Genomic DNA, 26,073 nt, shown 5'->3' on the forward strand with positions numbered 1-26,073 from the left:
ATTAATTTATATCGACCTGTGTTCCTGTAATTGTTGTTTTTCCTTCAAATACTGCTGTAGCACCGCATCCATTAATTTCTACCTTATCACTCTTTATATTAATTTTATCACCTGTAATTACAATCTCACTGGTTCCTACTTTTAGGGTGATTTTTTCAATGCCGGTTAAATCAATTACTCCTTTACTATCCATTTTAAACACACTGTTTTTTCCTCCCACTGCTACTTTATGGGTATTCCCCACATCGGAAATATGATCGCAGCCAACTTCCAGTTTTTTGTTGTTACCAATTTTGTCTGTTTTGTCATTCCCTACCGTCTTTGTACTGTCATTATTTGCGTTATGGGTTACATTTCCTGCTCCATCAAAAAACATATTAGCTCCTCCCTGATCTTTAAGATTCATGGAACCTGCACCATTATCATATTTTAGTTCGGCTCCGCTTCTTCCGCTAAAGCTCATTATATTATTTCCGGCTCCTCCTCCGGCTCCTATATTTCCATGAAACATTCCTCCCATTACAAATGGGCGGTCAGGATGCTGGTGTACAAAATTGATAATCACCTGATCCCCTACTTCAGGAATAGACATAAAACCACGGTTTTTATCTACTTTGTCACTGCTTCCTGCATCAGGAGACATTACACGGATAAATTCTGTGATATCAGGTCCGCTTTGCCAATCAAACTGTACCTGAACTCGCCCCTGATTTTGTGGATCAGTATTAGAAATTACTTTTGCAAATTGAGCTTCCGCTCTTGGCTGTTCAAATTCCGGCCGTGGAATAAATCCTGTATCTGCAGCAATCGCTTCAAATTTCCCATCATAATATCCTCTGGCATCTACTTCATGTGTAACCTCCATGATCATCAGCTTGGTAAAATAAGAGGTTTCATTACTGTCTGATTTACGCATTTCAATATCTGCTGTACATCCCGGATATAGGAAGGGTACAGTGGTTGTTCCTGAGGTAATAAATACCTCCGAAGCTTTACTTCCTGCTGTTCCTTTTTGGGAAGCATCAATATCCATAAAAGAGGTAGCTTTTATAGGAGCCACTCTTAGAGATGGAGTTGTAAAGGTTTTTTCTGAAATTTCGTAGGCGCGTCTTGCAATGTCTGAGGTATGGCTGATCTTAGAACTTCCTGCTGTCAGTTTTTCATGCTTACTGCTATTGTAGCCATAAAAAGTTGGACTTACATGTTGAGCTTTCATCTTGATTGCAATATCATTGACACTGCTGCCATAGGTTAGTTTTACAGGTTTTTCCTGAGGGGGGAGTTTTCCAAAGTGAAGAACCTCTCCATCATAGTAAAACTGTTCACCATAAGCTTCAGCCATTCTGGCAAGGTAGTTATAATGGGTTTCTTCGTATTGCGAACTGTAGGAGACACTTCCATGCTGGGCGTCTATCCTGAAATCAAATTTATTTTGTCCCAGCCCTTCTCTGATCACGTGGTCAGCAATACTATTCAGACTAACTGATTGACTTCCTCCAAAACTTTGGATATGAGGTGCTGCATCCAGAAGTACAGTAGGACTGTATCCCTTAAGAACTATATTTCCAAGGCTTCCTTTTTCCTGACTGAATCCTACTTCTGTAACAACGCCTACAAAGTTACGTTCAGCGCCTTTGTCAATATCTTTATATTTGAAGATCACAGTAATTCTCTTTCCAAGAAAATTTTGTGCTTCTTGCAAATTATGGTTTTCTGCTCTTCCCAATGTATCATGGGCCAATGTCAGGCTAAATTCATGATGTTTGGCTGCACTCTGTACCAGCTTAAAATGCTTGAAGTGTTTAATGATCTTCCCTTCAATCACCACATCCAATTTTACAACGCGGTTAATACCGGCGATAAAACTTTCAGGAATAGCCTCAGCATTATGTATTTTTGATGTTGGTTGCTTGGCCCATACTTTATTTTCAATGATATCCGGATTATTCGGAATGAAAGTTTGATTCATAAACATATTAGCTCCTTGTACAGCACTTACCCCTTGTTGCCCTGCTTTTGCCACTTTTTTAACTTTCTCGCCCGCTTTATTCATTTTTCCTTCTGCTTTTTTGGCAACATTCTCATGAACTGTATTTTTCAACTGCTCTTTGCCAGCCGTCATATCATTCTTTGGGCTTTCTACTTTAATTGTTTTGTCATCCTGAAACATAGCGTTTTGTGTTTAAGTTAAATATTAAATAAACTGCTGATAATACAGCATATACAGAATCAAAAAATATAAGGTAATTTCATGGCCTTTCTCTAAGACAGCATTTTCTTTATTCCCTATATGAAAAAACAGAACAGTATACTCTTGCGAGTGCACTGTCCTGTACCAATTTTATTTTTACTAAGATGATGAATAGGCTTATTTACCTGATGAAGGCCACAGTCCAGCGTACTGAGAAGTACCGTAGTCAATTGTTTCAGCACTGATTACGAAGCTGATCAACATACTGTTACTGTCAACTGCATCGAAATCTACTTCGTGCTGAATTACATACCCGTTCTGCCAGTTCAAAGTGATGAGTGTTCCTTCTTCGTGAGATTTATTAAATACAATTTCTCCTACTGTAGGCTTATATTTTCCGTTTAGTAAGCTTTCAAGGATGTCAGATTTTTCAGTAGCTTCTACTGTAACCTTGATTAATGCGTTAGAAGGATCTGATGCTACACGTCCTGATACGTCTGTAGATCTGGCTACACTGTAGTTCATCTTTAATAATTTCTGTCCTTCTCCGTTGTTGAATTTTAAGATTCCTCTCGAATTTCTTTCTGCCATGATTTGTAAATTTTAATCGTTAGTAATATTTTGTGATTCGGTGATTGTGTAGCAAATATATAGGGTCTTTTTTGGTAAAAAAAACTTTTAAACATAAATCTGAAAAATTGTAGTAGTTCTACTACTTTTTGTAGTAATTCTACGACATTGGATTTAACAATAGGATATAAACGTCTTAAAATTAATAATTTACAAATATTACAAAACACAGAAATAAAGACACATTTTACACACTAAAGAGAAATATTGTGATTTTTTAATAAAAATTAGCATGATTTAACAAACTAAAAAAGATACAAAAAAAGCCGTCACTAAAAGTACGGCAATCATTATTTATTATATTCAAACAGACTTACTACTGAAAACTATTTCCTTCCTTTATAGATCGTGTAAGGATTTTATGTTTTCTTAGAAGAAAATCTGGCATCAAATCTACAGGAAGATAAAATGAACTTTCTCCTTTTTTCTGTAATTCTTCTGTTATTCCGGGATTCCAGGCAAGAAGTTCATTCACTTCTACATCAAGTTCATCAGCAATTACCTTTAGGCTAAATCCGGCATTGATCTCTGTTTCGGAAAGTGCTGCAGCCGTTACCTTTCTGTTTCCTTCTTCAAAGAAAATTTTATTAATACGTGAAGAGTTATAATTACTTAAAACACTTTGCAGCTCTCCTGTTGCATAACAGGCATTAAGATATTTTTTTACGTGATTGATTGTTTCTCCGGGAAGATATTGAGAAAATTCGTGATATTGAGTGGAACCAGCAGCCTGCATGGCTTTTGCAATGTTTCCTTCACCACAGTTGTAGGCTGCCACTACGGTTACCCAGTTGTTATACTTTTTGTAAAGATTGGCCAGGGAAATAACAGCTGTTTTTGTACTCTTATAAACATCTGTACGGTTCTGTTCTGAAAGGCCATACTGGTTGGCATGTGCCGTCATAAGCTGCCAGATACCTACTGCTCCCGCTCCTGAGGTTATATTCCTGTTAAAGTGTGATTCAATCAGGGCAAGGTTTCTTAAATGCTTGGGAAGACCTTTCTGCATGAGCAGCTGTTCAATGAATTCAACAAGATCTTTATTGGAATTAATAATTCCCTGATATTTTTTCACACTGCTTTCCGAAGTATCTGAGGCCGCCAGAAACTGTCCGTTTACTAAAGCAACAGTTCCTAAAAGCATGATACCTGTAAAGATATTTTTGACAATGGTTTTCATCTTAAATGTATTAATAGTAAAAAGGCTAAAGAGCAAATGTGCCAGCCAGCCTTTTCATTTTATAATTTAATCTACTTTCCAGCTTAGCTTTTCTTCTTCCTTATTCCAATCTACATGAATGGTTTGTCCGGATTTCACTTCTTCCCTTACAATCATTTTGGAAATAGGTCTTGCCAGTTGTGCACGGATCACTCCGGAAATTTGTCTAGCTCCATATTTACTGCTGAACCCTCCTAATGCAAGGTTTCTTACAGCATCATCGGTGATCTTTAAGGCTATTCCTAATCTTGTTAATGAAGTATGAAGCGATTTTAACTGAATATTGAAGATTCTTTCTGCAATGGACTCTGTGATTGGTGCAAAAGGAATAATCTCTGTAATTCTCGCCAGAAATTCAGGTCTGAATCTTCCTGAATTTGACATAATCTGCATCAATGAGGATGATTCCGGAATTTTACCTTCTTCAAACTGTTTTACGATTTCCTCGCTTCCGATATTGGAGGTAAATAAAATCAAAGCATTGCTAAAATCTCCTTCTTTTCCAAGTTTATCATGTACTTTTCCTTCATCCATAATCTGAAGGAATACATCAAAAACGGAATGGTGGGCTTTTTCAATTTCATCAAACAGAACAACGGTATAAGGCTGTTGTCTGATCTTATTAACCAGCATCCCTCCTTCTTCATAACCTACATATCCCGGAGGCGCTCCGTATAATAATGCCGCTGAATGTTCTTCTTTAAATTCTGACATATCGAAACGAACCATTGCCTTTTCATCGTTGAATAATAATTCCGCCATTGATTTTGCAAGTTCTGTCTTTCCTGTTCCGGTAGGTCCTAACAGGAAGAATGAACCGATTGGCTGACCAGGTTTATTTAATCCGCTTCGGTTTTCAACAATGGCATCGGAAAGGATTTTTAATGCATGATCCTGTCCTACTACTCTATTCAACAGAAGTGACTCCATATTCAGAAGTTTTTCTTTTTCCTGAGCCTGGATCTTTCCAATGGGAATATTAGTTTTGGCAGCCATTACAGCAGCCAGTTCCAGACGATCTACTTTTTCTCTTTTTTTGGCAGCATGTTGTAACAGTTCAGCATAGGTATCTTCAATAATCTTCTGAATCTGATCTACAGGCATTGAATTGTCAATGGCAGGCTGCTCACTTAATGATCCCCATAAAATAGGGCTTATTTTATCTCTCAATAAATTGTATGTCCAGATCAGTTCGTCTGCCTTATCTTTATTATCGAGAAATTCTTCTTGTAAAATTGCATCATAGCTTTCTTTCCAGCTTCCCAATTCTTTTTCTGAAAGTTCGTCAAGCATTTTGATGGCGGCCATTGTTCTGTCCAGCAAGTCAATCGCTGCGTCCGGTAATTTTTTACCTTTTGCATACCTTTTTGCCAAGCGTACACATTCCGGAATAGATGTTTTTTCTACTTCGATGCCATGGTGTTTTTTGTACCCATCAAGAAGAACGTCAATCATTTTTACGCAGGTTTTTTCATCCGGTTCATTAACGGTTAATACTTCAAAACGACGGTTGAACGCCTGTTCCGGCTCTATAATTTTTCTGTATTCCTCCTGTGTAGTAGCTCCAATTACGGTGATTTCACCTCTTGCCAATTCTGGTTTTAATAAATTGGCTACGTTTCCGATGCTTCCCTTGGGATCTAAAAGGGTATGGATTTCATCAATGAAAAGAATTGCTTTTTCAATTTTCTTACATTCATTGATTACTTTTTTCAGACGATCTTCTATTTCTCCTTTATAAGAGGTTCCTGCCAGTAATGCTCCGGTGTCCAGTTCTAAAAGGGTACCGTTTTTAAGCATTTCCGGAACATTTCCCTTTGTAATTTCGATGGCAAAACCTTCTACCAATGCTGTTTTTCCAACACCAGGTTCTCCAATGATGATTACGTTTGGTTTGCTTCTACGACAAAGGATTTCAACCAGCATTCTGAGTTCTTTATCTCTACCGATAATGTTTTCCAGACTTCCGTTTCTTGCCTGTGCTGTTCTGTCTACACAATAGCTTTTAATGGATGGAAATGATGAATCTGTAAAGTCTGATCCATTGGAAAATAATGAGGCAAAGTCACCGTTTTCTGAAACGGCAAATGGGGTATCTTTTCTATACAGATTAAAAATATCATGTTCTCTTAAAGGAAGAGACTTTAGTTGTTGCAATGAAAATACAACCTGAGGCTTTACAATGGCTGTCAGAATACAGATAGGCGTAACCTCATCCAATCCCAGTTTTAAACGGATATCATCTGCTTCTTCTATAAGGGTATCTACAGCATCATCCTGAGCTACTTCATCGGGAAGATGATTGGTTTTAGGATATTCTTCAATGCGAACATCGGCCCATTCGTAGAAATAGCCGGGATCTTTATCTATATTCTTTAAAAATTCATTAAGACCAATATCTTTATGCATTAAGGCCTGCAGAATATGCGGACCTCCGTAGGTGGCATTATAATTTTCCTTCGCTATCGACTGAGCAATATGAAATAGCTGTTTTACTGTTTCGTTGGTTACTAGTACTCCCATTTATAATTTTTCTTATATTAATATATTTGCGTTCTGTTTATGATCTTTTTCAGATTATTTGATGTTTGGAACCTTTACTTTTCATCATTGGTGATCTATGAATCAAAAGGTGTTCTCTTTGTTTTGCTAAAATTAAATATTTTATTCTAAACGTTATAAAGATAGTTAATTCTTCAATTAGAGAAGTAATAACCGTATTTTTTTATCTTAATCATCTGTTTTCAGACAAAAATAAAATCCCAATTAATACTGTTAAGGCATTATTTCTTATATATTCAAAAAGTATATTAAGACCAAACTCAGCCACTGAAGTCCAATGTAAATATAGAATAACATGGCTGAGGGTTCTGCCAGTTCATGTAGTTTTTCAATCAGGGTTGTTTTAATAATATCATAGAAGTTGATATCTTCATCACCTAGGTTCAGTTCGTCAAACTTTATTTTCTTCAAGGCATAGCCCAGAATACGTTTAAGTAGTTTGTTTTCTGAACTGTTCTTGAACTCATTCAAAAGCTTAACCCTGGCCAGAGCATAATCTGCACTTGTGCGGACCATTATTGGCTGATTGGTTTTAAATTTATCAAGAACTTTATCTATAAAAGGGATTAAAATTGTCTTTGAGTGATCCTGTATAAGTTTGCTGATAATTCTCGACATTGCGTATTTCGTTGCAAAAATGGCAGTACAAAATGGTGCGATAATCATTAATACATAGAAAAGACCGGCTGATACCGGCTTCGCCATTACTGTTGCTACCAAAAATGCAAGGGCACCACTATGTCCTAAAGACGAGCCTAAACTGTTGGCCAAAAGATAAATTCCCAATGTGAAAGTGATGACAGTAGAGAGAACTCCTATTGCATAGATTTTTAATACACTGAAGATAAATACAGCAGATAGTTTTGAGAAATATTTTAAATGAGTCGTTATATTATTCATTGGCCATCATGGTTGTCTAGTTCGGTTAAGGTGGTTATTTTTTTTCGTTTTCTTTATATAAAGCCAGGCATTTCTCCTCATAATCAAAACACAGGGCATCATCAAATGTTTCCAGATAAGTGACAGGAAAAGTCATTTTTGCTTTAATGGTTGGCATTTTTTGTAGTTTTCCATGGGACGCCTTATAAAAGTTCCCAATATACTCATTGGTGATAAGGTTTACCCTTGATTCTCCTTTTGCTTCGTCTCCATAATCAAAGCTTAGGATATCATCAATTCTTCGCATTTGCACCAAACGCATTTTCTTTGCCTGGGCATCGTATTCAAAAACACATCTAAAGCCTGATCTGTCAAAATCATTCCAAAATTCAAATCCTTTTTTTGTAGGCTCAAGGGTATTTCCGAAATTCAATTTCTGGATAACCCCACTTTGTATCTTCTTAAATTTTTGGGTAGACAAAAAGCAAATAAGGGTACGGCTATCACTATCAATACGAATAGTATCCTTGATGGAGTCTCCGTCAAAATCCTTGATGATCTCACGGGTTGTTTGTCCAAAGGCCAAAACTGATAAGCCCATTAAGAGCAAAAAACTTACTTTCTTCATTACTTTACTATTATTTAATACCGTTTACATTCATGATTTACCATGAATACGCTTTCATCTTAATCTTTCTCAAAATTATGAGATCTTATTGAGCAAAAGGATCCTCTATTAGACCACTAATTCCTACATACCATAAAAAAATGTAGTATATAATATAGAGCAAAACCAGTACGGTAATAATTATTAAGATTTTTAAAAATGTATTTTTAGCAATTTTACTATATAGAAAGTGGCTTCCTGTGACAATTAAGGAAACAGGAATTGAAAATATAATTCCAAATTTCAGTATAATATTTAAAACAGTCTTTAAGTTAAATTGTATTTCAGGAATATCAATACACAAGAAAAGGACTATTACAATATTAACGAATAAAAAAAGAATTAAAAATTCAATAAAAAATGATTTTAATAATCTCATTGTTGTACTATTTTTTTTTGTAACCAGGATTTTTACCGGAACTGAAAGCATTTTTTAATCCCTCCTCTACCTGAGGCCAAAACTGAGTATGGCTTAAACTGTGTGAGGCCATAGCCAAATAAGGAACTGTTCCGGGCCTTTTCATCATATCCGAAATTTCCCGCTCATCTTTTTCTGTCACCAAATCGGCATTATATTGTTTTACAAGATCAATATAGACTTCTAGATTTTTTCTTAATATTTTAATCTGGGCATCTGTTTGACCTTTAAAGTACATTTCTGCTCCATGCAAGGCGTAAGTTACATATTTTACTTTATTTGGTTTTACAAATTGGCTTAGCAACCTCATCAATACTTCCTGAAGATTATTGTTTTGAACTGCTTTTGATGTATTTGATATAAACCTCTTGGATACCAATTTTTTATTTCTGGTATGGTAAGGATCGCTGGTGGTAATATTGACATCTAAGATTGAAAGTCCCTTTGTCTGATGCACCGGTGTCCAGGAAGTCACTTCAATACTATCTGTAATACCGGCTTCAGCAGCAAAAACTTTAGCTAAAAAGTTGAGTATATAACTATCGGTAACCCCTGTTCTTATACTGAATAGATTATTAATGGCACCGATTCCTGATGCAAGGTCCAGATCTGCAAAAAATTCCGGTCTTCCGTAGCCTCCGGTACGGTTTCGGCTATTTCTATTAAAGGTAGCATGGCTTGTAAAGGTCCAGTGTTGGAAGATCTTCAATACATTGATAAATTGATCCATTTCCTTTGTCAAGTTTGGTTTACTTGGCTTTATATTTTCAAGGTAGTTGATGAACTCTACCGTAAGTTGGTTTATACCTGCTAATCCTGTAGCTGTCTCTCTCCAAAGTTGTGGTCCCTCGGTATCATCATTGATCCATACATTCAATAAATGTTTAAATGCAGAGGTATCTACCGACTTTAGGGTATCCAATCCTGTCTGGAAGCTTTTCATTTGAAAGTTTCTCAGAAAAATTTCCAGATTTACCAAGCTGAAATCGGCAATAAGCTGTTGGGTAAGATCATATTCATTATGTACATTGATGATCTTACATTCTTTATGCAGCTTACTATGGTTAAGCTGGTGTTTCTTCTTGAAAAACGGAGTAGATAAATAGGTGATGCTCTTCACTTTCCAAGGCTTAGGATATTTTGCATCTGTTGCTATAAGCTCTGTAAACTGATTGATAACATTTCCACCATGAGAATGTCCTATTAAATGGATATGAACTTCCTGATTTTTCCAGAATTTGTATACTCTCAAAAATAAGTCCAACAGCCTTTCTGCAGCAAGATTTCTTTCTTTTGTATCATTATCTCCGGACCAGCTGAAGAAGTCTCCTTCAATATGGAGATCTAAAAACTGAGGCTTTATATCTTTTATCTTGTTCCAGAAATTATTCTGGCTGCTTCTCCAGTAATTCGTGTTGGCCTGATGCTTCAGACCTGCAGTATTCACCGGATCTGTAGTTCCGGCCACAAACATGACTACATCAATGATTCTTTTCTCAGACTTGGGAGGACTTTTGGGACCGCCATATTTTATACCACTTGCTTCGCCCGTTTCTGTTACAGACTCTCCGGCACTGGTAATGATGTTTTCCTTGGAATACATGCTATGTCCCTCCTGAGATATTTTGGTATACGTTCCTTTTACGATTCTCGTCCTACTCATAGCTGAATGATATTTTGATTTTCCGTAGCTGCTGTTTTGTATTTACATTCTATGGTAAAAAAGAATACTCTTACACAATATTTTATCTTGGGTCAGATTCTCTACCAGATGATGAGTTTAATTCTAACGTGCAAGCGGATTTAAGGTGTATTCCGTTACACTTAATTCAGCCCCTGTATTTCCGTTAAGAATTGCTTTTTTAAACAAATAAGATTCCCCGTCACCAGCCATTTTTCCGGTATTCCAGTTGAGTTCCCAAACATAGGCATTATATTTCTTAGATTGGGATCTGGAAATTTCACCATTTTTAGTGAAATCTACTTTTTTATCTTTACCATATTTTAAAACCTTATTCAGATCGAATGCATAGTTTTCATCTTTATCTTCGGTCTTTACAACAGCACCATTCTGATAATATTCCCATTTTCCAATCTCTAAATGGTTTCCGAAATAATGTTTAACAGACTGTAATGTACCTGTGTTGTCAAAGATATAGATATCTCTGAACCTATTATGGGTAATGATTTCTTCCACATAGTTTTGTACAAGGCTTTTTGTATAGGCTTCTTCTACATATCCATCCTTAATAATATGATACTGCTTAACATAGGTATCCTTATCCTTAGCGTACCCTTCATAGGAGGGATCTTTCTTTATATTAGCTTCATATTTTGCAATATCAAATTTTGTCATTTGTAAATTGGTGTTTACTGATTGAATTATATTCTGGTTTGAAACTGATTTTCCTGTATTGCCTTCACTACAATTAAAGAATGATAGCAAAAGCCATATAAAAATTATTTTCATAATTAAATCATTTTTTTTAATATATCCCATTGCCATTTATACGTTTGCTTTGCTATGATTGCTGTAGACTGAGAGTAATAATCCATAATATTGTCTGTATGGAATTTTTCGAATGTTAAAGGTCCATCATTATCAAATGTATGGTATAATCCTATCGCATGAAGCAACTCATGTGTGGCGGTTGTTTTTACAGATTCAAAAGGAACTCCGGCCGTTGTAGCTGTGTCTTGCAAATTCAGGACAAATACAGTTTTGGAGGGAATCTCTTGAGCCTGGCCCAAGAGATAGCCGCCACTCGCCAAATGGATCACTTCAGAAATAAAGTAAACTCTATAGAAATCGTCATACCTGCTCCCTACCACACTGCCATCTGAAAACTTAGCCCCTCTCAATTTAGCATCAAGATATTGATGTATTCCACTATTACTTCTCAGCTTTGGAATAAAGTTAGCATCACTGGAAAGGTTGATATTAATGCTCTTAACATCAACATTGATATAAGCCTGCTTCATATAGTTTTTTAACCTTTCGGCTTCTCCAGTTGTACTTCCGGTTCCGGATGATGAAATAACCTTAATAAATAATACCTTACCCTGTTTTTGATGCGCAGCATCATTGGCCAGAATCTTTAATTTACCACAAACGGTATCATCTGCCCAGACCTCAATGATCTGATCTCTGCTGAATGATTTCAGGCACGTGATTTCAAGAAAATTATCCAGGGTATATTTTCCTTTCTTTATAGTGATCTGATCTTTATTAAATTTAAAGTAATCGTTTTTATCATCTTTTCCTTTAAGATGCACAAGGGTAAGCTTTTTAGGCTCTTCCTCAATTTCAACTTTTAATGATAATTTTTGGGTATCTCCTTTATAGATTGTCATATAAGGAACAGGATACAAATAGGGCTGCTTGTTCACCTTGGGTTTCCAGAAGATGGTCATATTACTAAACTTATTTAAAAGTTTGCTATATTCTGCAGCTTCTTTCACAAAGGCTCCGCCATAGTATATTTGTTGTAATGCCTTTGTGGAAGCGTTCCTATATTTCCCTATAATATTTCTATACCATGTATCTCCCTTTGTTCCCGTATCTCCCGCTCTTAGCCAATCAAAGCCAAATTCCCCAGTCCAATTGGCATGAGGTCTAAACATAACAATACATTTTGCCTTAATTTCCCCTGCAGGAGGATTTTTAGGGTCTCCATAGCTTACCCCTTCTTTCTCGCCAGTTTCTGTTATGGCTGCTCCTGCGTTGGTTATAATATTTGCATTGGAGTACATGCTATGGCCTTCTTGAGAAATCTTGGTATAGGTACCTTTTACAATTCTCGTTCTGCTCATTGCTTAGTGTGATTTGGATTTTTCTCCGCTATTATTTTGTACTTCTTCCTGGGCATGTTTATGAACAAACTTACTGGATTGGATATTCATGTCTTTTTCGCTGACTTCGTTTCGCTCTTTTTTTGTTTCGCTGTGAACATCACCATCAATCATCTCTGTCAGTTTTCCGGTTATAAACATACTTGCGTCTCCAACTACGGAAGTCATTTTCATTGCTCCTACACTTTCCGTATTGTTCATTCCGATGCTGTTTGATTTATTCAGTCCCACGGTTGTCGTCATATTTTCACCTACATTGATGTTCATATTCTTACAATTCAGGGTCATTGTTTCCGGTGCTGTGATATTGATATTGCTTCCTGTAGTATCCAGGTGAATCTCATTACCGCTTTTATCGGTGATGATGATGCTTTCATCTTCTGTAAAAACAACTCTGTGTCCACTTCTGGTCTGAATAGATTTTACACGGTTGTCTGCACCACCACCTAATCCAACTCCACCATGGAACATTCCTCCCATTACAAATGGCCTATCAGGGTGGCTGTGAACAAAATTAACCATTACCTGATCTCCTACTTCAGGAATTGCTACATAGCCTCGGTTTTGAGTAATCTGGTCAGTTCCTCCTGCATCTGGGGTCATTACACGTACAAAGTGTGTGACATCATTCATTTGCCAGTCGAATCTTACCTGAACTCTACCCTGTCCTTCTGGGTCTGCATTGGCAATTACCGTAGCAATTTGTGGCTGTGCAATAGGGAGTGTAAATTCTGGCTTTGGTAAGAATCCTGTATCTGCTGCAATAGACTCAAAACTTCCTTTATAATGGCCGATGGTATCAATTTCATGAACAACATCAGTCACCATAATTTTAGTAAAATAAGTAGTTTCATTGCTGTCCGGCTTTCTCATATGAATATCCACTACACATCCGGGATGCAAAAACGGAACAGTTGTAGAACCGGAAACTGAAAATACACTTACCGCTTCACTTCCTGAGGTACTTTTTTGGGAGTTTTCTACATCCAAATGAGTAGACGCCTTGATGGGAGCTACCTGAAGAGCGGGGGTTTTATATATTTTTTCGTTATGACTATAGGCAGTCTTGGCAAGATCTCCCAAGTGATTAACCGGAGTTTCTCCAGAGGTTAATTTTTCATTCTTACTACTGTTATAACCATAATATTGTGGTTTAGTATGAACGGCCTTTAGTTCTACCCTGATGTCATCTGCATTACTTCCATAAGTAAGTTTTATAGGCTTATTTTGTGGCGGAAGTTTTCCAAAGTGTAACACTTCTCCATCATAATAGAATTGCTCTCCATAAGCCTCTGCCATTCTTGCAAGATAGTTATAATGCGTTTCGTTGTACTGGCTGCTGTAGATAATCTGAGAATAGTCGTTTGTATCTACTCTGATATCAAAACGGCCTTTGTCTATTCCCTGTTTAATGACCTCCTCAGCAATAATCCCCATATTAACAGGCTGTGCGCCTCCAAAGCTTTGAATATGAGGTGCCCCATCCAATAATATTGTTGGACTGAAGCCAGAAAGAACAATATTTCCTAAACTCATCTTCTCTTGGCTGAATCCTACCTTGGTAATGATTCCTACAAAATTTCTTTCAGGACTTTGTTCAATATCTTTATAAGAAATAACCACTGTGAGACGTTTCCCTAAGAATTTATTAGCTTCCTCAAGGGTATGGCTCTGTCTGTCTCCCAATGCGTCATGGGCAAGAGTAAGACTGAACTCGTGGTGATTACCTGCTTTTTGATTAAGTGTGAAATGTTTATAATACTTAATAATTTTCCCTTCCACAACCAGGGAAAGTTTTACCAGCCTATTAATTCCTGCCTGGTGGTTTTCAGAAACTCCGTCTGCATTTTGTGATGGACGGAATGAAGAACCTTTTGTCTGTGATTCGGTTTTCATATGCTTTGTGTTTGGTTTAGTTTAAAGATAGCATTTTTTTACGAAATAGTCACCATATCAATATGATATGAAAATAAAACAACCAATATAAAGTTCATCCTAGGCAAAAAAAGACCGCCTTTAATAGGGACAGTCTTTTTTTTCGTATGAATGTTGATAATGTGTATAATTTTAGCTAGTTGGCCAAAGTCCTGCATACTCAGAAGTACCATAACCAATTGTCTCAGCACTGATTACAAAGCTGATCAACATACTATTGCTGTCAATTGCATCAAAATCAACCTGGTGCTGGATTACATATCCATTTTGCCAGTTCAAAGTGATTAATGTTCCTTCTTCGTGAGATTTGTTAAATACAATTTCTCCTACTGTAGGTTTATATTTTCCGTTCAATAAACTTTCCAGGATATCAGATTTTTCAGTAGCTTCTACTGTAACCTTAATTAATGCGTTAGAAGGATCTGATGCTACACGTCCTGATACATCTGTAGATCTGGCCACGCTATAGTTCATCTTTAATAATTTCTGACCTTCTCCGTTGTTGAATTTTAAGATTCCTCTTGAATTTCTTTCCGCCATGATTTGTAAATTTTAATCGTTAGTAATATCTTGTGATTCAGTGATTGTGTAGCAAATATAGAGGGTCTTTTACTCTTAAAAAAACTTTTCAGTATAAATCTGAAAAATTGTAGTAGTTCTACTACTTTTTGTAGTAATTCTACGATATTAGATTTATAAGCATCGCGATAACTACCACCATTAAAGTAATTTACATATTTTCACACTTTAAAGATAAAACACCTTTTTTACACCTGAAAGAGAAATAAACAGCTTTCAAATTCAATTTTTGGATCAAGATTCTACATATACAGGTCAATCATTTAAATGACATTTACGAGTTCATTGTAAAAAAAAGCAGAAGTACTTGTACTTCTGCTTTTTCATATTATAAAAACTAACAATTAATGTTTAGTATATTCCGGTGCTTCTGTTGGAAGTCTTGACGGTGTAAAATACTCGTTTAGCCAATAGAAAGTCTGTCCATTTTGCTGAATCTTCACCGCTGGATTATTTCTATGATTAAGCATTCTTTCTGCCAGATCCTTGTAGTGACGGAAATATGTTCTTACTGTTTCATTAGGAACAATTTTAGACTTTTTCCATCCTTTAAGCTTATACTTGGCCATCAATTCTTCTTCAGAAAGATCAAATCCTGTACTCATCCCCACAGCGTAAGACATTGGTAACTCATAAAGGTCTCCTTTATCCAGGAATTTGATGGTAGGATTATATTTCTTTAAAAGTTTCACATATTCTCTGATGGCTGCAGCCTGATTGAAATCTGCTTTTTCTGCCCCTGTATTTTTGTATACTTCTGTGTAGAAAGCTTTCAGATTATCATATTCTGCTTCAGAAATAAGAATTCCTTTTTCTATTCCCGGTGTATATTCTTTCAGTTCTTTTGGAATATAACCTTTTACCAGGAACGGATTTCCATAGTTGATCAGCTGTGCTGCAATTCCTGCGGAAACCGGATTGGTAAGCCCTGGATACAGATATTTGTATTTTAAGTCAACATCAGTTTTTCCGGCACCTACTGAGGAGTGGAAATATTCATTAAGTGATTTATCAATACTCTGGTTGTCTACTGTAACCTGTGCAATAAGACTATCTACAGATTTTTTCAGGAATCCCGGTGTAGCAACATCTCCTTTTTTAGGGAAGATAACAAATCCCTGAGACATACTCTGCTTAGGATAAGCCAATGAGAAAAATCCAGCATCTCCTTCTACTAGGCTGAAATTATTTTTGGTAAGAACATCTGACTGATTAATGATCTTTTGCTTTTTAAGTTCAGCAATATTTTTAGCAGTAGCCGTAACCACATTTTCTGCCATCAATACAAAGTCGTTGTAGGTATCAGAAGATCTTGCACTTGTCTGGAACATAATCAGCCTTGCCTGTGCCTGTGTAAGGGAACCTATTACACTGTACATGTTTCCACTTTGGTTGGCAGATGTTCCTACAGTCACTACAATATTGGTTTCATCCGGAACATTGGAAAGAAGATTTCCGGCTGCAGAAAGCGCCTCTCCTACCGGCTGATAGCCGCTATTACTGGTACAGTTCATCTCATTGGTCTTCTGATCAATAAATGTTGTTATTTTACTGTAATCAGTACTTAGGTTAGAAACTGAAAGATTGTTTCCGCAAGGATTATTTTTATATAAAACTACTCCATATTTCACATTATTGAAATAAGATGGCTTTTCAAATCTAAGCTGTAGATCCTGTAATAAAGATTTTACAATTGGGGCATATGGAGCATTTCCAGCACTTACATCCAATGCAAAAACAATATTGATATTTTTATCTCTATCTGTAATCTCTCTATAACGGTCAAAGTAGATAGGTTCTCCCAGTACGTTAAATACGTAGTTTTTACTGTAATCCAGGATATTGGTAAAATACTTTGTTTTGGAATTTGGAGTAGGAGCTTCAGTTAAAGGTAAAGTCACCGGAAAAATATTCTCCAATGGTTTTCTTTTATTGACATCAGTAAGCAGAATTGCTGTTTTGTTTTCAGCATCTGATGATGATCCCCCAGGATACCCTTCATGTATTCCCAATTCAGATTCGTTGATTCCTGTTGTATTTTTCAGTTTTACAGCGGAACGTTCTCCCCATGTAGAAATCACATTAGAACTTACCCATCCGTAAAGGCTTTTACCAATACTATCGATATCAACAGATGGTTTTTTTCCTACCAGAAATCTTTTATTATTTTCTGCCTGCTTGTAAACATACACCATCTGTCCGTTAGGAATTTTAACGTTGGCTGTTTCAATAAGGCTTGGTGAGTTGAACACCATAATAGAGTCATTTTTGTAGTATCTTTCAGCACTTTTAATAACTTCGCTGTTATTAGGTACTACTGCAACTCTTACAGGATACCCTGTTTTTTCGCTTTTTAGAGAGTGGTTCCATAGGAGCAGGTCGGATTCGGGAATCCAACCGTATGTTTTTACGGATTTTGATGAAACTTTCTTCATTAAGGCATCTGGAACATATTCCGCAACCTTTACCATGCCATCTCTATGTTTTAAAACCATCAAAGGTTCCAGAAATTTAACTTCCTTGTATGATTTTTCATCATCTTTATCCAAATAAGCCGTGTTTCTTGATCTGTCTGAAACAACGATCCATGGAACTGACTTTTTAGGATACCCATTGACTACTGGTGAATTATCTACCTGACCATACTGTGATGGTTCCGGTGTTTTCTTTGACGGAAGCTTTACCTGGCAACTCGTCAATAATACTGATAATCCTATGTAATATGCTGCTAGAGGAAATTTATTTTTCATCCTATTTTATCTTTTATGATTGGCGCATCCAGAAGACTGGACGGTATTATTTGCTTTGGTTTATATCTACTTTTGTTACACAGTTTTGTGTATCATCAAAATTCACTTTTACAGTTTGGATCACCATGTTTTTATCAAACTGAAGACCTGCACAATACATGTAGAAGTTGTTTACTTTGTTGTCATTTACCTTTACCACTGTATTTTCATTGTTACACAAATAAGTTTTCAACAGGTAATTGTAATGCATATTGAAACTGTTTCCGTTAGCAATTTGCTGTAGGTGATATTTAAAGTCGTTATCAATTTTCGCATAAGAATCTTCTATAGATACCTCCTCTTCTTCAAGGGAATTGTAGACAGGATTAATCTTGATGCGATGGTAGATAGGCTCCTGGCTTTCTTCTGTGTATAAAGTAACCACATAATCTCCCGCTTTTTTATAGGAATAAATGGCTAATTTCTCTTTAGAATCTGTATTTCCTGTTTCTCCAAACTTCCATGCAAACTGTGTAGCATCAGAAACAGCACGGAATTGTACATTTTCATTCAGCATAGCAGTGGCCGGCGCCTCAATGGTTGTTTTAGATTTCACGCTGTCTTTGGATTGCTTAACACTTCTTGCCGATACCATTACCGGGAAAGATTTAGTGTACTTGTTATCAACGATCAAACTTACCTGGTAATATCCCGGTTTATTATAAAAATGGATTCCACTATTTTTATCAGAAGTTGTACCGTCTCCGAAATTCCATCTCTTGGATTTTGCAAACTGGGTTTTATCTTCAAATAAAAGTGTATCCCCTACCGACAATGCAGACGGATAAACTACCCCAACAATATCATCAGCAGAGTGGATCACCTTTTTCTGCAACCAAAGCACAACAAGGGCTGCAATGAGCAATGTTGCAATAACACCGATAATAATGTTCTTTTTGTTCTTTTGAAAATAATTCATAGTTAATAATTGTGATGTGTTTTATTTATAGTTCCTAGTATTCATTAATGCATTACTGCGTACGCGCCTTTAGAGCACTTTTACGCTGGTAAATCTTATCTTGCTTATCCTTAAAGCCAATTCTGCATTCTTCCACCTGCTTTTCAAATCTCTTGATATCATCTGAAGTGGTTGAGATTATCTTTTTGTCTTCAAAATACATTTTATAGAATTTGGCGATCTGTGGGTAGGCATCTTTTCGGGTATCAACAATATTGTAGCTTTTAAAGTAATTGTTAAGATCGTTAACCCCTACAAAGATATTATTTTCCACAAAAGGCTGTGGTGCTTCATCCGTAAGTTTAGTAATCATGGTATAAGTACTGTCCATGATTGGTAGAATAACTTTCTGGTGTTGTTCAAACTCTGCTTTCTGTTCAAGGTTCTGAATACCTCTTACGTCTTCATCAGAAAATGGGGATTCAAATCCTTTTAAAAAGATAACTCCCAAAAATAACATGGCAGTTACAAGCATCAGTATTAAATAAAAAAACTGATAATGCCTTTCTTTCTTAGATAATGTAATGTGTCCTTGCATATCCTTTATTTTTATCTTCTTCTACCTCCTGTAAAATTTCTTGTAGGATCTTTTCTAAGCTCATTATTGGCCCTACCTACTTTTCCCATACACTCTTCCAGATCCCTTAGAACTGTTTTCTTCTTATACTCAACCCCTATAATTTTAGTTTTTAAATTAATCATAGGTTCTATCTGTTTCATTAAAACAGCATAGTGCTTAAAATTCCCTGTACTATCCTTCCCCATAATATTTTTAGCATCTCTCACGTTATCCATGATATTGGTTCTGAGAAACACGTCATTCTCCACCTTGTTCATGTCAAGCTGGGTCATACGATCATAAATATTATCCACACGGGTTTTCAGTAAGTCACTTCGACGCATCAGTTCCATATAATTTTCGGCTTCCCTGCTGATCCCCTCACGTTGTATATCGTAGCTTTTAAAAAAGAGGTACAGACAACCAAAGGATACTACAGACAATACAGCAAAAGAAAGAATAAACTTCCAAATGCCCGTTCTGACGTCAGATTTGTTCAATTTTTTTTCCCTGTTCGAAGACATATATTTGCGATTTGTTTGGCCTGTGAAAATATAAAAAAAAAATTTTATGCACAATACGTATTTTCCCCGTCTTGTTTTCGTAAAAACCCTGATTAAATTAATATTAATTTCCACTTTAATAAGTTTTTCATAAATTAGGCCTCTGAATTTTAAATATCATTCGCCAAATCGATATTAAGAATGAGTAAAATATTATCTAATACCGTGCGTTTCTCAATAGCAGACAGTGATTTTTATTTTAAAAAAATAATGATCAAAACCCTTATGGAGAATCCTTTCTACATGCTTCTGAATGACTGTAACAATGGCCACGAGCTTGTCAACAGAATCTACAGAAGACAGGAAGATGTATTCGTCATTGAGCTATTTATGCCGGTATTGAGTGGAATTGAAGCCATTAAATACATTAGAAAAAACAACGCAGAAACTCCTATTGTCACCTATTCGGGGACTTATCAGGAAGATATGGCTGAAATTCTTTCGAAGATCCCTAATATATATTATTGCCAGAAAAAAAGTAATACTATCAAGGATATCATTAAGGGAAGTATCGCTTCTGATGAGTTTGATTATGCAGCTTATTCAAAGGAATGGGAGCAGCAACCACTGGCTGTACAGGAATATATGGACAGACAGAAGAAAGGGCAAGAAGAGCTTTCTTCTTCAGAAATACAGCTGATGAGATTCTGCTATGAAGGGTTTAGTAATAAGGAAATTGCAGAAAAACTAAATCTGAGTACAAGAACGATTGACACCTACATCAATCGGCTTACAGAAAAGCTGGGACTGAAGACAAAACTTCACCTTATTCGTTTCTGTGTAGAAAATGGATATTATAATTCCAGTATGTAGATTTTTTTTGAGTTTTATTTTTGAATTTTTCATCAGCAAGAAACACGGAATACCCTTGTAACAAATGGTTTACCAACTTTTTTTCAAGATTATTTCTTTAAATTTCGACATTGATTTACATTCATATTATTTTATTATTAAATTATCTCCAATTCACCTTAACATAGTGTTTACATTAAAAACTGAACAATCTGAACAAAAATATTTTGCCACTAATTTGCTAGTATTCAATTTTTTTAACTAAATTTGCACACCTAAAATTTAAAATTAAAATAAGGAAATGACAAAGGCAGAATTGGTAAACACCATCTCAAATAAGTTGGGAACAGAAAAGAATGAGACACAGAAAGTTGTAGAAGCTTTTATGCAGGAGATCAGAACTTCTATGTATAATGGGGATAACGTTTATCTGAGAGGTTTTGGTTCTTTTATCATTAAAACAAGAGCTGCTAAAACAGGAAGAAATATTTCTAAGAACACTGCAATTGAGATTCCTGCTCATAACATTCCTGCTTTCAAACCTTCAAAATCTTTTGTAGAGAAAGTAAAAACGAAAGTTGCAGTAAAATAAGAACATTAACTGAATATTAACTAGTTACTAAAAAATTAAAATTATGCCAAGCGGAAAGAAAAGAAAAAGACACAAGGTTGCAACACACAAAAGAAAGAAAAGAAGAAGAGCAAACAGACATAAGAAAAAATAATCTCTTCTTATCGAGATTCACAATATAATAATATAGTTGGTGATTTTAAGTTTTTAAAGTTCACCGACTATATTTTTGTTTGCAACTATAAGATTCCGCGGAAAATGGACGGTTTCAAATATTATTTTAATAAAATTATAATGGTTTTCATTCAAAATCCTTATATTTAATAGATGAATTAATCATGAACACCCCCAATTCCCTAAAATCTTAACAATTTTATCTAATAACAAAATGAAGAAAGAACTAATAGTTTCGCATGAAGATGATCTTACAAAGATTGCACTGCTGGAAGACGGAAGACTATGTGAACTTCATGAGCAAGAGGACAAAAGCGATTTTATAGTTGGAGATCTGTTTATAGGAAAAGTAAAAAAGCTGGCACCCAACCTGAATGCAGCATTCGTAAATATTGGATATGACAAGGATGCATTCCTACACTATCAGGATCTGGGACCGCAGTATCTTACCTACAGAAAGTTTTTAAAAGATACTATTTCTAAAAAACAAAGCACTTCAAGCTTAAAAAATTTCGAGATACAACCCGAAATAGATAAAAATGGAACGGTAGAAAAAGTAATAGCAAAGGATGATCTTGTTCTGCTACAGATCACCAAGGAGCCTATTTCTACAAAAGGACCCAGGATTTCTACCCAAATTTCACTTACAGGCCGTTTTTTGGTTTTAATTCCATTCGACAATAAGGTTTCCATTTCCAAAAAAATCAGAAGTTCTGAGGAAAAGGAAAGACTGAGAACTCTTATAGACAGTATCAAGCCTGAAGGTTTCGGAGTTATCATCAGAACGGTTGCCGAAGGAAAAAAGGTTGCCGACCTACATAATGACATGAATCAGCTGATTCAAAAATGGGAAAGCACCTTTAAAAATATCCAGAGGAATAAAGTTCCGTCCAAAGTTTTAAGCGAAGAAGACAAGGCTTCAGCTATTTTAAGGGACAATTTTAATCAGGATTTCGTGAATATCATTTGTGATGACGAGCAAATGGTGAATGAAATGACCAATTACGTTGAAGTAATTGCTCCTGAAAAGAAAAATATTGTCCAGTTTTATAATTCCCATATTCCTCTCCTGGAATATTATAATGTTGAAAAACAGCTTAAACAAAGCTTCGGAAAGCACGTAAACATTCCAAGCTCAAAAGGCGCTTATCTTGTTATTGAACACACAGAAGCACTTCACGTTGTTGACGTCAACTCCGGAAATAATATTACTACCGGAACTGCTGTTAATAAAGAACACGCCTTAAAGGTGAATAAAATGGCAGCCACTGAGATTGCCAGACAGCTTCGCCTCCGCGATATGGGAGGCATCATTGTGATTGACTTCATCGACATGATCAATTCCGATCACAGAAGAGATCTTTATGAACATCTAAAAGAGGAAATGAAGCGTGACAAGGCACGTCACAAAATTCTTCCTCCAAGTAAATTCGGTCTGATCCAGATTACCAGACAAAGAAACCGTCCGGAAAAACAGATTGAAACCAAAGAAGAAAACCCGAACAAAGATGGAGAAATTGTAGCTCCAATTGTTATCGTGGAAAGAATGGGTGAAACCCTAAGAAATATTCTGCAGAAAGAAAAAGGAAAAATTTATCTGCATGTACATCCATTTGTAGAAGCCTACCTAACCAAAGGCATCAAAAGTATCCAAATGAAATGGTTTATCAAATACAAAAAATGGGTAACCATTGTTCCAAGGGATTCTTTCAAATATTTAGAATACAAAATCTACAATGCTAAAAAAGAAGAATTAATAGAATTCTCTAATTAAGACAAAATTCAATCCTCCAGTAAAAAATGGAGGATTTTTTATTACATTTGCAAAAAAGTTCTAAAAAAATAAAATTATTATCAGCTTTTTTTAAGCACATTTTAAAAACTCAAACAAATGAAAAAAATTTTATTACTGGCTATTCTGGTGATCCAGAATATCTCTGCTCAAATTATTTCTAAGGATCCAGCTTTTGCTTCGAACGGAATAGCTACAATGCCAGGAAACCTTACCTGGTCAATGGTTCAAGATTCTAACAATCAAATTTATTTTACTCATAATGTGAATATTGGTAATGGAATCAACGTTACTGAATCTTATTTATCAAAACTTACAGCCAACGGAACCTTAGATCAAACTTTCGGAAACAATGGAAAAGCTCAATTACCCAATAATAGTTATCTGAATGAAGTTAAAATACAATCAGATGGGAAATTGGTCGTTTTCGGTTTTACGAATACAGAAGCAGTCGCAATATCAAGAATACTTCCTAATGGTCAATTAGACAACTCTTTTGGAACAAACGGTACTGTAACTATACCTTCCCTTATTGCTGATCAAAACTATGCTTCCTATGGAATTATTTTGCAGAATGACAAAATACTTGTTCATGCTATCAAATACGTCGAAAATATTCAGAGCCAGCATATAATTCTCAGACTTAATACCAACGGAAGTTTGGACAATACTTTTGGAAACAATGGCTATACAACTACACAAGGAAGTCCTGCAGGCAGAACATTTGTACGCATGGACAATCAATCTAATATTATATGTTTCAATAGTAACAGCGGCTTTATTCAAAAATTTAATTCCAATGGGCAACCAATAACGAACTTTGGGAATAATGGTACAGCACCATTGTTAGATGCTAACGGATATGGATATGGTGGCACTACTGCTGTATTTGTAGATAGCAATAATAAAATACTTTTCTCTTTAGGTTCAGATGATAAACTTTTAAGAATAAACCCAGACGGAAGTCTTGATAATACATTTAACTACAATATAAATACAAATTCCGGACTGAATGGAGGGACATGGGTTCAAAGTATTACCGAAAAAGATGGATCTTACTATCTTGGGGGAAGCGGCAATTCAAGTAATATAATTTCAAAACTTACTCAAAATGGCTCAGTGGATCCTATTTTTAACGATTATTTACAAACAGATTCTGATGTAGAGGAAATGGTTATTAATAATGACAATATCATTATAAGAGGAAACGGACACATTGTAAAATATCTGCTTACCAATACTACTCTATCAACAACTGATATTATAAAGATCAATAATGATATTTCTTTTGAAAACCCTATTAAACAAAATCTGGTTTATCAATCAAAAGAAAAGATAAACAAAATTGAAATCTATTCTCTTGACGGAAAGATTTTAAAAACCTTAAAAGACAGCAATATTTATGTTTCTGATTTACCTAAAGGCATTTATATGGCTAAAGTCATCTTTGAAAAAGGAAATAGCACAACCAAAAAACTTATCAAGAACTAATACACTTGATATTTGATTTTTTTTAAAAGTATTTGCTAATTTTAGCAGATACTTTTTTATTTTAATTAAAATGAGCAAAGAGCACCATTACAAAACTACTATTCAATGGACGGGAAATAAGGGAACCGGAACCAGCAGCTATAAAGATTACGAAAGAAGCCATATTATCTCCGTAGACCATAAAATTAACATTGAAGGTTCATCTGACCCATCATTCCGGGGCGATAAGACAAAGTATAATCCTGAAGAAATGTTTCTTTCCTCACTTTCCTCATGTCATATGCTTTGGTATCTCCATTTCTGTTCTGAAGCAGGCGTTATTGTTACAGATTATAGAGATGAAGCTACCGGAATCATGTCGGAAACATCTAATGGAAGCGGCCACTTTACTGAGGTTACTTTACACCCTAAAGTTACAGTAGCAGATAAATCAATGATAGAAAAAGCAGAACAGTTACATCATAAAGCCAATGAGTTTTGCTTTATTGCCAACTCAGTTAATTTTTCAGTAAAACATATCCCTATCGTGTTAGTTAAATAATTTAACAGACAAAAACAACAATACTAAAACACTGATTAAATAAGCAATTTCAATACAATAACTCTAAATTATCATATCAAAACTCAACAAAAAGAGAATTATATTAACAAATAATCAACAATAATAACACTTTACTATCAATATATTTATAAAAAATCGAAAATATATGTCAATTTTGTTTAAAATATGAAGTTTTTTTTATATTTTTATATAAACAAAACTAACCATGATGAAACCAAGACTAACCATTTTTGACGAGCCTATGTTATATACTGAAGGCCTGTCAAAATTGCTGACCCAAAGCAAAATTTTCAACGCAATTCATATCTGTAATTCCTTAGAAGTTCTTTCAAAGCATTTAAAAGATGAACCTCCCGAAATTCTTGTCATGAGTTCAAACATGCTCATGCTTACGGAACTTTACAAGTCTGTAGAAAATATCACCTCCGAAAATCATAACATTAAAATAATTATCATTGGAAATTGCTATGATGTAATTGATATTCGTAAGCTTTTCAACAAAGGCATAAAAAGCTATCTTGATAAAAATTGCAAGTATGATGAGTTTTTAAGATCCATTAATGCCTTACTTCTTAACGAAATTTATATCTGTGATCATGCCAAGGAAAGAATGATCAATTTTATCAGCAATGAACATGAAAAAAGAAGTATCCATATAAGAGATCCTCTCACCCGTCGTGAAATGGAAATCCTAAAACTTATTTGTGACGGCTTCAGCAGTAAAGATATCTCTGAAAAATTATTTATAAGCATCAACACGGTAGAAACACACCGAAAAAAAATTCTTTTGAAGCTTAACGTAAAAAACACTGTAGGAGTCGTAAAATATGCTATTGAAAACCATATTATCGACTAATCGAAAATCACCAAAAATTAACCAAAAAAAATTC

Annotated in this window: 21 protein-coding genes; 6 read left to right on the forward strand and 15 right to left on the reverse strand. The window is 35.3% G+C overall.

The window, feature by feature from the left end:
- Position 1 precedes the first annotated feature (1 nt).
- The 15 genes from SCA31_RS10420 to tssO form a co-directional block, all read right to left on the reverse strand.
- Positions 2-2,170: a type VI secretion system Vgr family protein gene (locus SCA31_RS10420; protein ID WP_410696932.1), complete on the reverse strand. Its 2,169-nt coding sequence runs from the start codon at positions 2,168-2,170 to the stop codon at positions 2-4.
- A gap of 198 nt (positions 2,171-2,368) precedes the next feature.
- A complete protein-coding gene (gene tssD, locus SCA31_RS10425; RefSeq protein ID WP_106917148.1) occupies positions 2,369-2,782 on the reverse strand; it encodes a type VI secretion system tube protein TssD in 414 nt (137 codons plus the stop codon).
- A 355-nt stretch (positions 2,783-3,137) separates the two neighbouring features.
- Complete coding sequence (locus tag SCA31_RS10430) at positions 3,138-4,001, reverse strand: lytic transglycosylase domain-containing protein (protein WP_410696933.1); 864 nt, start codon at positions 3,999-4,001, stop codon at positions 3,138-3,140.
- Positions 4,002-4,067: 66 nt separating this feature from the next.
- Positions 4,068-6,563, reverse strand: coding sequence for an ATP-dependent Clp protease ATP-binding subunit (locus SCA31_RS10435; RefSeq protein WP_410696934.1), 2,496 nt, complete (start codon positions 6,561-6,563; stop codon positions 4,068-4,070).
- 267 nt (positions 6,564-6,830) lie between these two features.
- On the reverse strand, positions 6,831-7,502 hold the full coding sequence (locus SCA31_RS10440) for a hypothetical protein (RefSeq protein WP_410696935.1): 672 nt from the start codon (positions 7,500-7,502) through the stop codon (positions 6,831-6,833).
- A 34-nt stretch (positions 7,503-7,536) separates the two neighbouring features.
- Positions 7,537-8,109 carry a hypothetical protein gene (locus tag SCA31_RS10445; RefSeq protein WP_410696936.1) on the reverse strand — a complete coding sequence of 191 codons (573 nt, stop codon included), beginning with the start codon at positions 8,107-8,109 and terminating at the stop codon, positions 7,537-7,539.
- Between the two features lie 425 nt (positions 8,110-8,534).
- A complete protein-coding gene (locus SCA31_RS10450; protein WP_410696938.1) occupies positions 8,535-10,229 on the reverse strand; it encodes a hypothetical protein in 1,695 nt (564 codons plus the stop codon).
- Between the two features lie 123 nt (positions 10,230-10,352).
- The gene (locus SCA31_RS10455) at positions 10,353-11,036 is read right to left on the reverse strand and encodes a hypothetical protein (RefSeq protein ID WP_410696939.1); all 684 of its coding nucleotides are present in this window, start codon (positions 11,034-11,036) and stop codon (positions 10,353-10,355) included.
- 2 nt (positions 11,037-11,038) lie between these two features.
- The gene (locus SCA31_RS10460) at positions 11,039-12,379 is read right to left on the reverse strand and encodes a hypothetical protein (RefSeq protein ID WP_410696940.1); all 1,341 of its coding nucleotides are present in this window, start codon (positions 12,377-12,379) and stop codon (positions 11,039-11,041) included.
- 3 nt (positions 12,380-12,382) lie between these two features.
- Complete coding sequence (locus SCA31_RS10465; RefSeq protein WP_410696941.1) at positions 12,383-14,314, reverse strand: type VI secretion system Vgr family protein; 1,932 nt, start codon at positions 14,312-14,314, stop codon at positions 12,383-12,385.
- Between the two features lie 171 nt (positions 14,315-14,485).
- The gene (tssD, locus tag SCA31_RS10470; protein ID WP_076356671.1) at positions 14,486-14,893 is read right to left on the reverse strand and encodes a type VI secretion system tube protein TssD; all 408 of its coding nucleotides are present in this window, start codon (positions 14,891-14,893) and stop codon (positions 14,486-14,488) included.
- A gap of 383 nt (positions 14,894-15,276) precedes the next feature.
- Positions 15,277-17,682, reverse strand: a complete 2,406-nt coding sequence (gene tssR / locus SCA31_RS10475; RefSeq protein ID WP_410696942.1) for a type VI secretion system protein TssR domain-containing protein — start codon at positions 17,680-17,682, stop codon at positions 15,277-15,279.
- Positions 17,683-17,728: 46 nt separating this feature from the next.
- Positions 17,729-18,640, reverse strand: a complete 912-nt coding sequence (locus SCA31_RS10480; protein WP_410696943.1) for a PKD domain-containing protein — start codon at positions 18,638-18,640, stop codon at positions 17,729-17,731.
- 52 nt (positions 18,641-18,692) lie between these two features.
- Positions 18,693-19,217 carry a type VI secretion system transmembrane protein TssO gene (locus SCA31_RS10485; RefSeq protein ID WP_410696944.1) on the reverse strand — a complete coding sequence of 175 codons (525 nt, stop codon included), beginning with the start codon at positions 19,215-19,217 and terminating at the stop codon, positions 18,693-18,695.
- A gap of 11 nt (positions 19,218-19,228) precedes the next feature.
- The gene (gene tssO / locus SCA31_RS10490) at positions 19,229-19,762 is read right to left on the reverse strand and encodes a type VI secretion system TssO (RefSeq protein WP_410696945.1); all 534 of its coding nucleotides are present in this window, start codon (positions 19,760-19,762) and stop codon (positions 19,229-19,231) included.
- Between the two features lie 180 nt (positions 19,763-19,942).
- Here tssO and SCA31_RS10495 point away from each other — a divergent pair, with 180 nt between their 5' ends.
- The 6 genes from SCA31_RS10495 to SCA31_RS10520 all read left to right on the forward strand — a co-directional run bounded on the left by SCA31_RS10495 (position 19,943) and on the right by SCA31_RS10520 (position 26,039).
- Positions 19,943-20,614, forward strand: coding sequence for a response regulator transcription factor (locus SCA31_RS10495; protein ID WP_106917161.1), 672 nt, complete (start codon positions 19,943-19,945; stop codon positions 20,612-20,614).
- Positions 20,615-20,894: 280 nt separating this feature from the next.
- Positions 20,895-21,185 (forward strand): HU family DNA-binding protein, encoded by a 291-nt coding sequence (locus SCA31_RS10500; protein ID WP_002984212.1) that lies wholly within the window; start codon positions 20,895-20,897, stop codon positions 21,183-21,185.
- Positions 21,186-21,552: 367 nt separating this feature from the next.
- A complete protein-coding gene (locus tag SCA31_RS10505; protein WP_410696946.1) occupies positions 21,553-23,112 on the forward strand; it encodes an Rne/Rng family ribonuclease in 1,560 nt (519 codons plus the stop codon).
- A gap of 117 nt (positions 23,113-23,229) precedes the next feature.
- Complete coding sequence (locus tag SCA31_RS10510; protein WP_410696947.1) at positions 23,230-24,621, forward strand: T9SS type A sorting domain-containing protein; 1,392 nt, start codon at positions 23,230-23,232, stop codon at positions 24,619-24,621.
- Between the two features lie 70 nt (positions 24,622-24,691).
- Complete coding sequence (locus SCA31_RS10515; RefSeq protein ID WP_410696948.1) at positions 24,692-25,162, forward strand: OsmC family protein; 471 nt, start codon at positions 24,692-24,694, stop codon at positions 25,160-25,162.
- Between the two features lie 229 nt (positions 25,163-25,391).
- Positions 25,392-26,039 carry a DNA-binding response regulator gene (locus tag SCA31_RS10520; protein ID WP_410696949.1) on the forward strand — a complete coding sequence of 216 codons (648 nt, stop codon included), beginning with the start codon at positions 25,392-25,394 and terminating at the stop codon, positions 26,037-26,039.
- Positions 26,040-26,073 lie beyond the last annotated feature (34 nt).

This window comes from Chryseobacterium sp. SIMBA_028 (genome assembly GCF_046535285.1).
GTDB lineage: Bacteria > Bacteroidota > Bacteroidia > Flavobacteriales > Weeksellaceae > Chryseobacterium.